Source organism: Rahnella inusitata (assembly GCF_003263515.1).
Lineage (GTDB): Bacteria > Pseudomonadota > Gammaproteobacteria > Enterobacterales > Enterobacteriaceae > Rahnella > Rahnella inusitata.
The window spans coordinates 1-12918 of record NZ_JYDE01000051.1; the positions used below are offsets into that span (position 1 = coordinate 1).

8 protein-coding genes, 1 tRNA gene and 1 pseudogene are annotated in these 12918 nt (G+C 57.1%); 5 read left to right on the forward strand and 5 right to left on the reverse strand.

Annotated elements, in window-relative coordinates:
- Positions 1–266: pseudogene (locus tag TU92_RS22650) on the forward strand (primosomal protein N'); the annotation flags it as partial.
- A 22-nt stretch (positions 267–288) separates the two neighbouring features.
- On the opposite strand, the gene TU92_RS22075 reads toward TU92_RS22650, so the two are convergent.
- From TU92_RS22075 to TU92_RS22095, 5 genes are all read right to left on the reverse strand, one after another.
- Positions 289–362: transfer RNA gene (locus TU92_RS22075), tRNA-Pro, on the reverse strand.
- Positions 363–465: 103 nt separating this feature from the next.
- Entirely contained in the window at positions 466–2142 is a 1677-nt protein-coding gene (gene eptB, locus TU92_RS22080; RefSeq protein WP_112169538.1) for a kdo(2)-lipid A phosphoethanolamine 7''-transferase, read from the reverse strand.
- Positions 2143–2395: 253 nt separating this feature from the next.
- Entirely contained in the window at positions 2396–2818 is a 423-nt protein-coding gene (locus TU92_RS22085; RefSeq protein WP_056775755.1) for an organic hydroperoxide resistance protein, read from the reverse strand.
- Positions 2819–2994: 176 nt separating this feature from the next.
- Complete coding sequence (locus TU92_RS22090; protein ID WP_112169540.1) at positions 2995–3453, reverse strand: MarR family winged helix-turn-helix transcriptional regulator; 459 nt, start codon at positions 3451–3453, stop codon at positions 2995–2997.
- A gap of 106 nt (positions 3454–3559) precedes the next feature.
- Positions 3560–5005: an alpha/beta hydrolase gene (locus TU92_RS22095; RefSeq protein ID WP_112169542.1), complete on the reverse strand. Its 1446-nt coding sequence runs from the start codon at positions 5003–5005 to the stop codon at positions 3560–3562.
- 281 nt (positions 5006–5286) lie between these two features.
- Here TU92_RS22095 and atzF point away from each other — a divergent pair, with 281 nt between their 5' ends.
- The 4 genes from atzF (at position 5287) to urtA (ending at position 12867) form a co-directional block, all read left to right on the forward strand.
- Positions 5287–7131 carry an allophanate hydrolase gene (gene atzF, locus TU92_RS22100; protein WP_112169544.1) on the forward strand — a complete coding sequence of 615 codons (1845 nt, stop codon included), beginning with the start codon at positions 5287–5289 and terminating at the stop codon, positions 7129–7131.
- A gap of 12 nt (positions 7132–7143) precedes the next feature.
- A complete protein-coding gene (gene uca / locus TU92_RS22105) occupies positions 7144–10776 on the forward strand; it encodes an urea carboxylase (RefSeq protein WP_112169546.1) in 3633 nt (1210 codons plus the stop codon).
- A 27-nt stretch (positions 10777–10803) separates the two neighbouring features.
- Positions 10804–11529, forward strand: coding sequence for a GntR family transcriptional regulator (locus TU92_RS22110; RefSeq protein WP_112169547.1), 726 nt, complete (start codon positions 10804–10806; stop codon positions 11527–11529).
- A 69-nt stretch (positions 11530–11598) separates the two neighbouring features.
- Positions 11599–12867: an urea ABC transporter substrate-binding protein gene (gene urtA, locus TU92_RS22115; RefSeq protein ID WP_112169549.1), complete on the forward strand. Its 1269-nt coding sequence runs from the start codon at positions 11599–11601 to the stop codon at positions 12865–12867.
- Positions 12868–12918 lie beyond the last annotated feature (51 nt).

Here is a 12918-nt window from a genome sequence, read left to right on the forward strand (position 1 = left end):
AGCGTAAAAGCGTATTTTTACCGCCTTACACCAGCCATATTTTGATCCGCTCTGAAGATCACGATAATCAGCAAGCCCCGCTGTTTCTCCAGCAGTTACGTAATCTGCTGGAATCCAGCCCGCTCAAAGATGACTCGCTGTGGATTTTAGGGCCGGTTCCCGCACTCGCGGCTAAACGCAACGGACGCTTCCGCTGGCAGCTGTTATTGCAGCATCCGTCCCGTCGCGTTTTACAGCAGTTGATCAAGAGTTCTCAGCCGCTTATCGCCAGCCTGCCGCAGGCCAGGGTCGGCGAGAGAGGATTCGAACCTCCGACCCACTGGTCCCAAACCAGTTGCGCTACCAAGCTGCGCTACTCGCCGAATGGGGCGCATCTTACTGCGGTGGTTTCAGAGCGTCAACGGCTTTTTCATCCATATTCACCGACTGCCCAGAAATCATCCGATACGCCGCCAATTTAACCTATTACTTCTGTTCTGCCTGAGGTTTAGCACACCAGTTATTCGCCGGATTGATTCCGCCGTTCGGTGAGGTATAACCCAGACAACCCAGAATCGAGTCGAAAAGCTCGACGTGGCGCTTCTTCGCCCCTACACGCTGCTGCGCCTGAAGCTGCTCAAACGCCTCTTTGTGGTCCGGCTGTTCGAGGAAGCTGTCAGAAGCCCACACCATCATCGGCACACGGAACTGCTCAGGTGGCGCCATCTCGCGCGGCGTACCGTGCAGATGTGAGTTCTCATCAATCGACTCACCGTGATCGGAGGCATAAAACACCAGCGCCTTCTTGTCGCGCAGCTGATCAATCACGCTGTCGATGAAGGTGTCGGTGTAAAGCACGCTGTTATCGAAGGCGTTAATCAGCTCTTCTTTAGTACAGTTGGTTCTCTTACATTCCGGCGTATAACGCGCGTAGCTGCGCGGATAACGCTGGGAATAGAGATAATGCGAGCCTTTAGTGTGCAGGATCACCAGATGTTTCCCTTTCGGGTAATTTTTCAGAGACTGCTGCAATTCATTCACCAGCAACATATCGTCCACCGGTTTACCGTCATTACGCTTTTCAGACGCGATGATTTCACGGAAGGAGAAATTGTTGGTGTCGGCGTTGTTGTAGAACCACAGCTCACTTTGCATCGCGAAGAGTTCAGAAGTGAAACCCAAAGATTTCATCACCGCAAAGATGTTCTGCTCTTTCAGCGTCCGTTGCGGGTTATCTTCCGTCCCGCCTTCGCGCACAAACATGCAACGCAGCGAGAGCTTGGTGGCGGTATCGCAGGAAGTCCCGCGGAACGCCACCAGATTCTTCTCTTTCGACAGGCGCGGCGTCGTATCGCGCTCGTAGCCCAGAAGACCCATGTGATCCCAGCGGGTGGTTTCCCCGATGATAAACACCACATAGGTGTCATCAATATCCGCCGGCGGCACGTAGGTAAACTCTTTCGCCGGGTCTAAATAATGGCTGGCATCCTGGCCTTCATCAATCTGGGTGTATGCGTACAACCCGAGGGCAGCCAGCCAGTTAGACGGTAAATAGGAGTGCGCGACAACGCCGCCGTAGCTCGGTAAATCGACGTTAGTTTTCTTCTCGTTCACGCTTTGTTTGTGATCAAGATAACGCAGCGGCAACCAGACCAGCAGCACCGTGGCCAACATAACGATCAGCGGCAACGCACGCTGCCCCGGCGTTTTCATCTGTTCAATCAGCGTCAGACGCAGATCATTTTTCCAGATCAGGAACAGCGGTATGGCACTGACCAGCGCCATCCAGATAAACAGTTGCGGGCCAATCACCTCTTTGCTGAGATCGATATCCGTGGTCATCACCGAGACCACGATGCCGTAGCCGATCACCACATTGAACATCACCATGTAATAACTGGCGGCGACGGAAATCAGAACCAGCAGGCTGGCAACGATGCGGAAAAACAGCCGTCCACCCAGCGACAACAAACGCAGCACGAAAAAAGTAAACAGGACGATCGCACACACTTCTGTGACGGCCTGTAGCAGTTCGGTGGAAGTGAAATGATTAATCAAGGCGGCAAAGCGGCGCTGAAACACGGAGACATTGAGGAAAATGCCAATATAAATCGCTAACAATAATGAAATATTTTGCTGCGATAGAGTCTTCACTCTATTCATGTAATGTGGTTTTCCGGAGGATTTTGAAAGATTCTGAATCATTGTGACATGTTTATGTCTGGTGAGTTCACAGATTATACCGAGATTACGTATATATACATACTTCCGGAATGTTCCGTGCCAAAGCGGCTTACAGGCGAGATGAAGGTCAGGTGGGGTCTTTATCGGGGAGAAATCCAGACATGAAAAAGGAGGCCGAAGCCTCCTGGGTATTTCTTAAAACGCCCCTGGTGAAGGCGGTACTTCTAAAAAATCATTTAATATTCAATGTGACATCGATGTTGCCACGGGTGGCATTGGAGTACGGGCAAACCTGATGAGCTTTGGCAACCAGCGCTTCTGCGTCGCTGCGCTCAAAGCCAGGCAGAGTGATATCAAGCTGAACTTCGATACCGTAACCGCCGGGGATGGCACCGATGCCTACCGCGCCTTCAATTTTCGCGTCAGCAGGGATCTTAATTTTTTCCTGCGCGGCCACGGCTTTCAGTGCGCCGAGGAAGCAGGCGGAGTAACCGGCAGCAAACAGCTGCTCTGGGTTGGTACCGCCGCCCATGCCACCCATTTCTTTCGGCACGCCCAGTTTGATATCTAATACGCCGTCGTCAGAAACAGCACGGCCATCACGACCACCGGTAGCAGATGCATGAGCACGATACACAACTTTTTCGATAGACATATTTCGTTCCTTTTCGGGTCAGATTACTGAGAATCAAAGATGACTTAACTGGAAATATTTAACACGATTTAATCGTGTGCTATGTATTTAATACTAGCAGACAAACTCGAAAGCGCACTCCGGATTTGTCTGTTTGCTGCGATAGGTTTAATCAATCATTCGCTGAACGGCGTTCGTCAGGCTTTATCTTTTAAGTTCGCGCGCAGAGATTCCAGCTGCTGTTTGAGCGTGACCATTTCACTGAGCTCACACTCGGTCGCACACAAAATCGCTTCGGGGATCTCTTTGGCTTTGTCACGCAACTGCCTACCGGTGTCGGTCAGGGTGATAATGACCTGCCGCTCGTCCGCTTTGGCGCGACGGCGCAGCAGAAAACCGGCGGTCTCCAGCCGTTTTAACAGCGGCGTCAGGGTCGCGGAATCCAGAAACAGCTTGTCGCCGATCTCAGAGACGGTCACTTCATCACGCTGCCAGAGAACCAGCATCACCAGATACTGCGGATAGGTCAGATCAAGCTGGCCGAGCAACTTGCGGTAAACCTTATGCAATGCAAGATTCGCGGAGTAGAGCGCGAAACACATCTGCTGATCCAGATGCAGCATGCTGTTGGGCGTTGATTCGGTGTCTGTTTTCATGTTCATGCCGCCAATGTATATAGCGCGCGATATAATCGCAAGCGCTTTTGGGTGAGTATACTAACACTGGTAAATGCCTTCACGAGCTCAACTCTGACACAGATCTTCAAAATCCCCTGATTCTCTGCAACATGTAAGGATAAAACGGATTCGATGATACGCGCATCAGTTGATCCATGCTCACCACCAGCGCGCCATTCTCGCCGCGTGCGGCGAGCGTGCCCAGACGAATACCAAACTGCGCCGGGCCCTGCGGCGTGCGGCCATACAGCGAGTCATCGGTCGGGAATGGCAGCGCAACGTGTGAGAGCGAGAAGAATTCGGAAGGATAATCCAGCCCCAGCGGCGTCGCGACCCCGGCAGTCTGCCCCGCCGCTGTGATCTGCGCAACGGTTGCCGCCTGATCGGGCGCGGCGTTGGTGATCACCGTCGTCTGATAGCGCCTTGGCGCAGGCGGCAATAAGCGTTCAACCGCGGTTTCTGACGACGGACGCAGTAACGGCCCGACGTAGGCGCTGCGGTTGATATCAATTAACACCAGTTGGCTACCGTTGGCGGGCAACTGATTAAACAAAGCGGTGACTACCGCGCGGGTGCTGACGGTGGAATCCACTACCGACTGGAAGGCCAGCAAAGGCGGAAGCTGCGAAAGCCTGCCAGATTTCGCTTCTTTAATAATCTGCTGTTGCAGGATATCGGTCAGCAGATAGGACTGACGCGCCGCTTTCACCGGGAATGAATTGTATTTAAACGGATTGAACTCCGGCATCAGGTTCAGCCATGCGGTTTTAGCGAACGCCGGGAAGATAGCCGGCCAGCCCGCATAACCGGCGAAGCGGGCAAAACTGGTGACGCCAATCATCGGGGAAATCAGCACCACGCGGGAAGGGCGAATCAGGGACGCGTCGTCGAGCGTATCGAGCGTGTATTTCATCGCCAGCGCGCCGCCGTTAGAAAAACCGACCATCTGCAACGGCACCTCGGCACCGGCGGCACGACGGGCTTCACGCACGGCCAGCCGTGTCGCCGCCATCCACTGTTCCCAGTCCACATTGGTGAGACCGCCCGGCACCGTGCCGTGTCCCGGCAGGCGAATACCCACCGCCACGAACCCGCGCTGGCGGTAATCCTCGGCGATATGGCGCAGGCTATAAGGGGAATCCGTCAGCCCGTGCAACAACACGACTGCGCCGACAGGCTTGCCCGCAGGCATCAGCTCATAAGAACGGTTCCAGTCCTGCGCAAAATGTTCGGGATAAATCGGGCTGCGGTCGTAATAGCGGTTCAGCGGGATGCGCTCTTCGGCGTCCAGCTTATCTGTCACTTCCTGCTTCACTTCGACAAACGCCTGCTGTTCAGCGCGCAAATACGCTGGCCAGTCGCTGTTATCCAACTGCTCTGCGCTCAGTTCATCCGGCACCAGTTTGTGCCACGGCTCAAGTGGCGGGCCCTGCAAGGCATCATAGGTCCGCACAGCCAGCAGCGTGATAACCACCAGAATCAGTACCAGTAAAAGCTTTTTCAGCCGTCTGAAGAGAGTGCGAAGTGGCATCAAGTGCATTTTCCTAAAAGCGTCAAAGCGATATGAATATCTTAAAGATATGCCGTTCTTGCTAATTGTAGGCCAGATGATAATGCATTTAAGTTGAACGACGACTGCACGAAGTGCAAATCTTCGCCCCTTTTTTGCTCAGTTGCCCTCCTGTGATGGTGCAACAAACGTACAACGCATTCACAAGCCAAATAATAAATCATTTGAAATCAATAAATAATGATGTGGCACAGGGCTTGCTTAGGTGAATTCAATCTTGTGTACCAGATGGAATTCAACCTATGACCCACGCTTCACATTCTACGAATTCGCCGTTTCGCGGTTTTACCCTGCGCGAATGGCAAGAGCACTACCGCACGGCGCCGGGCAGTTTGCGTACCACGCTTTCCATGGTGCTGGGCAGTCTGAGTCATACCGATAACGCCTGGATTTATCGTGCAACGGCCAATCAGCTGGAAGACCAGATTGCCCATCTCGAAAGCTTGCGTCAAAAGGCTGAAGGCTCGATGGCTGCCCTGCCGCTGTTTGGCGTGCCGTTTGCAGTCAAAGACAATATTGACATCGCAGGCTGGCCGACCAGCGCCGCCTGTCCGGCGTTCACTTACACCGCCGAAGCCGATGCTACCGTCGTCGCCAATCTGAGAGCCAAAGGCGCGATTGTCATTGGCAAAACCAATCTCGACCAGTTCGCCACCGGCCTGGTGGGCACCCGCTCGCCGTACGGTGCGGTGCGCAATACGTTCAACCCGGATTACGTCAGCGGCGGCTCAAGTTCGGGTTCCGCTTCAGTACTGGCGCGCGGTTTAGTCGCTTTCTCGTTGGGCACCGACACCGCCGGTTCTGGCCGCGTGCCTGCGGGATTCAATAACGTCGTTGGCCTTAAGCCCACAAAAGGCTGGCTGTCGAACAAAGGCGTCGTGCCCGCCTGCCGCCTGAATGACTCAGTTTCCATCTTCGCCCTGACCGTCGCCGATGCCCAGACCGTCGCCCACGCGGCGGGCGGATATGACGCCGCCGATGCCTATTCACGCCCGAATCCACGCACTGCGCCGGTGGCGATTTCCGCCCATCCGCGCTTTGCGGTACCCGACAGTCTGGAGTTTTTTGGTGATGCGCAGGCCGAATTTGAATTCGACCAGGCGCTGGATCGGCTGAGCAGCAGCGGCGTCACGCTGGTTCCGATCGATTTCACGCCGTTCCGCGAACTGGCGGAGCAGCTGTATTACGGCGCATGGGTGGCTGAACGCACGGTAGCGGTCGGCCAGATTTTCGAGGAAAGCCCGGAAGTGATGGATCCGGTGGTGCGCGGCATTGTGGCGAACGGCCTGAACTACAGCGCCTGCGACGCCTGGCGGGCAGAATACTTGCGTGCGGAGCTGTCGCGCAAAATTAATCTGGCGCTGGAAGGGTTTGATGCGCTGGTGGTGCCGACCTCGCCGACAATCCGCACGCAGGAAGAAATGGTGCAGGAGCCGGTGCTCTATAACTCGCAATTCGGGATTTACACCAACTTCACCAATCTGGCGGATTTATCCGCGCTGGCGCTGCCATCGAGTCTTCGCGCTGACGGCCTGCCCGCCGGTATCACGCTGGTCGCGCCCGCCTGGCACGACGATGCCTTAGCCAGCTTTGGCCGCCAGTGGCAGCGCAGCCTGACCCTGCCGCTCGGCGCGACCGGCATTACGCTTAAGCCGGAAGAATATATGACGTCCACGCCGCTCACCGCCAGCGTGCGCGTTGCGGTTGTCGGGGCGCATCTCACCGGTATGCCGCTAAATTTCCAGCTCACCAGCCGCAACGCGGTGCGCATCGAGCAAACCACCACCGCCGCCACTTACAAACTCTACGCCCTTGCCAACACCACGCCACCTAAACCGGGGCTGGTACGGGCAGAAACCGGCAGCGCGATTATCGTCGAACTGTGGGACATCCCGCTGGCGCGCTTTGGCGAGTTCGTCGCCGAAATTCCGGCACCGCTTGGCATCGGCTCTCTGGAACTGGCCGACGGTCGCACGGTGAAAGGCTTTATCTGCGAGCCGTGGGCAATCCCTGACGCCACTGACATCACCCATTTTGGCGGCTGGAGAAGTTACATCTCTCACCTCGCCTCCCTGAAAAACGCCTGAGGAGCCACACCTATGTTCACGACTGTTCTGGTCGCCAACCGTGGCGAAATCGCCTGCCGCGCCATCCGCACGCTCAAACGCCTCGGGGTCACCAGCGTGGCCGTGTATTCCGATGCCGACCGTAATGCGCCGCACGTAGCCGATGCCGATATCGCCATTGCGCTGGGCGGTGAAAAGGCCAGCGAAAGCTATCTGATGATCGACAAAATTCTGGCCGCCGCGAAAGAAACCGGCGCGCAGGCGATTTATCCCGGCTACGGCTTTTTATCCGAAAGCGCAGAATTTGCTGATGCCTGCGACGCCGCTGGCATTGCGTTTATCGGCCCGACCGCCGGACAAATCCGTGAATTCGGCCTCAAGCACCGCGCCCGCGAATTAGCCGCAGCCGCCAGTGTGCCGATGACGCCGGGCACCGGTTTGCTGGCAAGCATTGAAGACGCGGTGATTGCCGCGGCGAAAATCGGTTATCCGATCATGCTGAAAAGCACCGCAGGCGGCGGAGGCATTGGCCTGACGCGCTGCGATGACGAAGACGGGTTGCGTGCCGCGTGGGACAGCGTGAAACGCCTGGGCGAACAGTTTTTTCGCGATGCCGGCGTGTTTCTGGAGCGGTTTGTGGATCGCGCCCGCCACGTCGAAGTGCAGATTTTTGGCGACGGTAAAGGTCGCGTTGTGGCGCTCGGCGAACGCGACTGTTCCCTGCAACGCCGCAACCAGAAAGTAGTAGAAGAAACCCCTGCGCCGAATCTGCCACCGGCCAGTCGCGAAGCCCTGCATCGCGCCGCCGTGCAGCTGGGCGAATCGGTGAATTATCGCAGCGCCGGTACCGTCGAATTTATTTATGACGCCGCGCGCGATGAATTTTATTTCCTCGAGGTTAATACCCGTTTGCAGGTCGAACATCCGGTCACCGAAATGGTCACCGGGCTGGATTTGATCGAATGCATGCTGCGCGTCGCCGCCGGTGAGCCGCTCGACTGGCCGCATCTGGAGCGGGCACCGCAGGGTGCATCGATGGAAGTGCGGATTTACGCCGAAGATCCGCTGAAAAACTTCCAGCCGAGCCCCGGTGTGCTAACCGAAGTCTTTTTCCCGCAGGATGTCCGCGTCGATGGCTGGGTTTCTACCGGCAGCGAAGTGTCAGCATTTTACGACCCGATGATCGCCAAGCTGATCGTCCACGGCACCGACCGTCAGGATGCGCTGGCAAAAATGTCCGCCGCGCTGGCCGCCACCCGTTTGCACGGCATCGCCACCAATATTGATTATCTGCGTCAGGTCGTGGCCACGCCGGTGTTCCGCGCTGGCGATATGTGGACACGAATGCTCGACAGTTTTGCCTATGCGCCGAAGGCCATCGAAGTGATCGCCCCCGGCACCTACAGCAGCGTGCAGGATTATCCGGGCCGTCTCGGTTACTGGGATATCGGCGTGCCGCCGTCCGGCCCAATGGATGATTTTGCATTTCGCCTCGCCAATCGCATTGTCGGTAACCACCTTGACGCCGCCGGTCTGGAATTCACGTTACAGGGCCCGACGCTGCGTTTTCACTGCGATGCCACGATTGCGCTGACCGGTGCGCACTGTCCGGCAGATCTTGATGGCGAGACGGTGGATTACTGGCAGCCGGTGGCGGTCAAAGCCGGTCAGACGCTGACCCTTGGCCGCGCCACGCAGGGCTGCCGTACCTATCTTGCGGTGCGTAACGGTTTCGACGTGCCGGTATATCTCGGCAGCCGTTCGACCTTTGCCCTCGGGCAGTTTGGCGGTCACGCTGGCCGCACGCTGCGCGTCGCCGATATGCTGACGGTTTCCCAGCCCGAACTCGCCGCCTGCACCACGCCCGCGCCGGTCGGTTTGCCGCAGCCTGCGGCCGACAACATCGTGCCGGTGTATGGCGATCTGTGGAACATCGGCGTGCTCTATGGCCCGCACGGCGCACCGGACTTCTTCACCAAAGAATCGATCGATACCTTCTTCGCCGCCGAATGGCAGGTGCATTACAACTCCAACCGCCTGGGCGTGCGTCTGGTCGGCCCGAAACCGCAGTGGGCACGGCAGGACGGCGGGGAAGCCGGTCTGCATCCGTCGAACGTGCATGACTGTGAATACGCCATTGGCGCCATCAACTTTACCGGCGATTTCCCGGTGATCCTGACCCGGGACGGGCCAAGCCTCGGCGGTTTCGTCTGCCCGGTGACCATCGCCAAAGCCGAGCTGTGGAAAGTCGGGCAGGTCAAACCGGGGGATAAAATTCACTTCCATCCGATCAGTTTCGAACAGGCACAGGCGCTGGAACTGGCGCAGCAAGGCACTGTCGATTCGCTGATGCCGGTGAACGCCATGGCGCTGCCGGTGCCGTCGCTGCTGCCAGACGCCACCGTGTCAGCCACCATTCTCGCGGCGTTACCGGCCACGGCACAGCGGCCTTCGGTGGAATACCGGCAGGCGGGCGATGGCTACGTGCTGATTGAGTACGGCGACAACGTGCTGGATCTGGCGGTGCGGATGCGCATTTATCTGCTGATGAACGCCATCCGTGCGGCCGGTCAGGAGGGCATCGAAGAGCTCTCGCCGGGCGTGCGGTCTCTGCAAATCCGTTATGACAGCCGCGTGCTGCATCAGGGCGCGCTGCTTGAGCATTTACTGACGCTCGAACACAGTCTGGCAGATGTCAGCCAGCTCAAAATCCCGACCCGCATCGTGCATATGCCGATGGCGTTTGAAGATTCCGCCACGCTGGGCGCAGTGGAACGTTATCAGCAGACCGTGCGCGCCGATGCGCCGTGGCTGCCAAATAACGTCGATTTCATCCAGCGCACCAACGGGCTGGCAAGCCGCGAAGAAGTCAAAAACATCATTTTCGATGCCAGCTATTTAATCCTCGGGCTGGGCGATGTGTACCTCGGCGCGCCCTGCGCAGTGCCGGTCGATCCGCGCCATCGCCTGCTCAGTTCCAAATACAATCCGGCGCGTACCTACACCGCCGAAGGCACGGTCGGCATCGGCGGGATGTACATGTGCATCTACGGCATGGATTCGCCGGGCGGCTATCAGCTGGTCGGTCGCACGCTGCCGATCTGGAATAAATTCCTCAAGAACGAACAGTTCAAAAATGGCGAGCCGTGGCTGCTGCACTTCTTTGATCAGGTGCGCTTCTATGAAGTGACTGAAGCGGAGCTGGACGCCCAGCGCGACGCCTTCCGCGAAGGACGTGAACAGGTGCGCATCGAAGAGACAGAGTTCGATTTTGCGCAATATACCCAATTCCTTGCCGACAACTCCGCCGATATCGCTGACTTTCGCACAAAACAGACCGAGGCCTTTACCCGTGAAGTCGCGCACTGGCATGAAGCAGAAAGCGCGGCGGTGGACGCGGCAGCCAACGCCGTCCAGTTAGAGGAGGACGATGCGGATCAGGACGGGCATCTGGTCAGCGCCGATCTCAACGGCAATATCTGGAAAATCCTGGTCGAACCGGGCCAGCAGGTGGTGGAAGGTCAGCCGCTGATCGTCGTCGAGGCCATGAAAATGGAGCTGTCGGTCAACGCGCCGTGCGCCGGAACGGTATTAAAAATCAGCTGCCAGCAGGGCCGTCCGGTCGGGCCGGGCGATGCGCTGCTGTGGCTGGATTTAGCGGTTTAAGCGGGTGAAACCCACAAAGGACTTTTTATGCAACTGACAGGCGCCAAATCGACACGCACGAAAAGCAACCGTCCTGAAGGGCTGGCGGAACGTATTTATCAGCAGCTGAAGGCCGACATTTTCAGCTTTCGCCTGCTGCCGGGCGACCGCTTCAGCGAGAACGACATCGCCGATCGCATGGAAGTCAGCCGCACGCCGGTGCGTCAGGCGCTGTTCTGGCTCGAGCGTGAAGGTTATGTCGAAGTGTTTTTCCGCAGCGGCTGGCAGGTGCGCCCGTTCGATTTCGACTTCTTCGAGCAGTTGTATGACCTGCGCATTGTGCTGGAACTGGAAGCGGTGAAACGCCTGTGCGCCTGCCCGCCCGAAGCGCAGCCCCTGCAACTGGGCGAGCTGAAAGATTTCTGGATAGACCAGCCGCGCCTCGAAGACGGGCAGACGGTATCGCGCTTTGACGAAGAGTTTCACATGACGCTGGTCGCCGCCGCCGGTAACGCCGAAATGGCGCGTATTCACCGCGAGCTGACCGAGAAAATCCGCATCATCCGCCGGCTGGATTTCACCAAAGACGAGCGGGTAAGCGCCACCTACATTGAACACGCGAGCATTCTGCTCGCCATCATCGGGCAACGCACTGAGGAGGCACAACGCCAACTACACGACCATATTGCCGTCAGCAAAGCCGAGGTGCGCAAAATTACACTGCATATGCTGCATCAGGCCCGGGCGGAGAATGACGGAAGCCTTCCGTCATGACTTTTTTAAATGTGTTTTCGACTTTCTACATAACAGCGTTCTCTTAACTCATTCTCAGAGGGTACATCTATGCAACGTCGACGTTTTATTAAAGCCTTTGCTCTGTCCGCCACCGTAGTCAGCATGGGATTAGCCTGGAGCGCACAGGCTGCCGAGACCATCAAGGTCGGCATCATGCACTCCCTTTCCGGCACCATGGCGATTTCGGAAACGCCACTGAAAGACATCGCGCTGATGACCATTGACGACATCAATGCCAAAGGGGGCGTATTGGGCAAAAAGCTGGAACCGGTGGTGGTCGATCCGGCTTCTAACTGGCCGCTGTTCGCCGAAAAAGCCCGCCAGTTGCTGACGCAGGATAAGGTGGCCGTAGTATTCGGCTGCTGGACATCGGTTTCGCGTAAATCAGTGCTGCCGGTCTTCGAAGAGCTGAACGGTTTGCTGTTCTACCCGGTGCAATATGAAGGCGAAGAGATGTCGCCGAACGTCTTCTACACCGGCGCTGCGCCTAACCAGCAGGCGATCCCGGCGGTGGAATATCTGATGAGTGAAGACGGCGGTGCGGCGAAACGCTTCTTCCTGCTCGGCACGGATTACGTCTATCCGCGCACCACCAACAAAATTCTGCGCGCCTTCCTGCATTCCAAAGGCGTGAAAGACAGCGATATCGAAGAGGTCTACACGCCGTTCGGTTACAGCGATTATCAGACCATCGTTTCCAACATTAAGAAATTCTCCGCAGGCGGGAAAACGGCGGTGATCTCCACCATCAACGGCGATTCCAACGTGCCGTTCTACAAAGAGCTGGCGAACCAGGGCGTGAAAGCGACCGACGTACCGGTGGTGGCGTTCTCGGTGGGTGAAGAAGAGTTGCGCGGCATCGACACCAAACCGCTGGTCGGTGACCTCGCGGCGTGGAACTACTTCCAGTCCGTCGATAATCCAGCTAACAAGAAATTCGTCGCCGAATGGAAGGCTTACGCTAAAGCCCACAAACTGCCGAACCCCGACTCGGCGGTAACCAATGACCCGATGGAAGCCACCTACGTCGGTATCCATATGTGGGCGCAAGCGGTGGAAAAAGCCGGAACGACCGATGTGGATAAAGTCCGCGCCGCAATGGCCGGGCAGACCTTCGCCGCCCCGTCTGGTTTCACGCTGACCATGGATGCAACCAACCACCATCTGCACAAACCGGTGATGATCGGCGAAATCGAATCCAACGGGCAGTTCAATGTGGTCTGGCAGACCGACAAACCCATCCGCGCCCAGCCGTGGAGCCCGTACATCGCGGGTAATGACAAAAAGCCAGACACTCCTGTGAAAACAACGAACTGATTTTCAGCTTCCTCCCCTGCCAAGGTGAGGGTTGGGGTGGGGTGGGGTATT

Bases quoted from the DNA above. Each gene is read 5' to 3' on its own strand.
- atzF (WP_112169544.1), top strand. From the start codon at position 5,287: ATGACCCACGCTTCACATTCTACGAATTCGCCGTTTCGCGGTTTTACC.
- eptB (WP_112169538.1), bottom strand. From the start codon at position 2,142: ATGAATAGAGTGAAGACTCTATCGCAGCAAAATATTTCATTATTGTTA.
- urtA (WP_112169549.1), top strand. From the start codon at position 11,599: ATGCAACGTCGACGTTTTATTAAAGCCTTTGCTCTGTCCGCCACCGTA.
- TU92_RS22090 (WP_112169540.1), bottom strand. From the start codon at position 3,453: ATGAAAACAGACACCGAATCAACGCCCAACAGCATGCTGCATCTGGAT.
- TU92_RS22095 (WP_112169542.1), bottom strand. From the start codon at position 5,005: ATGCCACTTCGCACTCTCTTCAGACGGCTGAAAAAGCTTTTACTGGTA.
- uca (WP_112169546.1), top strand. From the start codon at position 7,144: ATGTTCACGACTGTTCTGGTCGCCAACCGTGGCGAAATCGCCTGCCGC.
- TU92_RS22110 (WP_112169547.1), top strand. From the start codon at position 10,804: ATGCAACTGACAGGCGCCAAATCGACACGCACGAAAAGCAACCGTCCT.
- TU92_RS22085 (WP_056775755.1), bottom strand. From the start codon at position 2,818: ATGTCTATCGAAAAAGTTGTGTATCGTGCTCATGCATCTGCTACCGGT.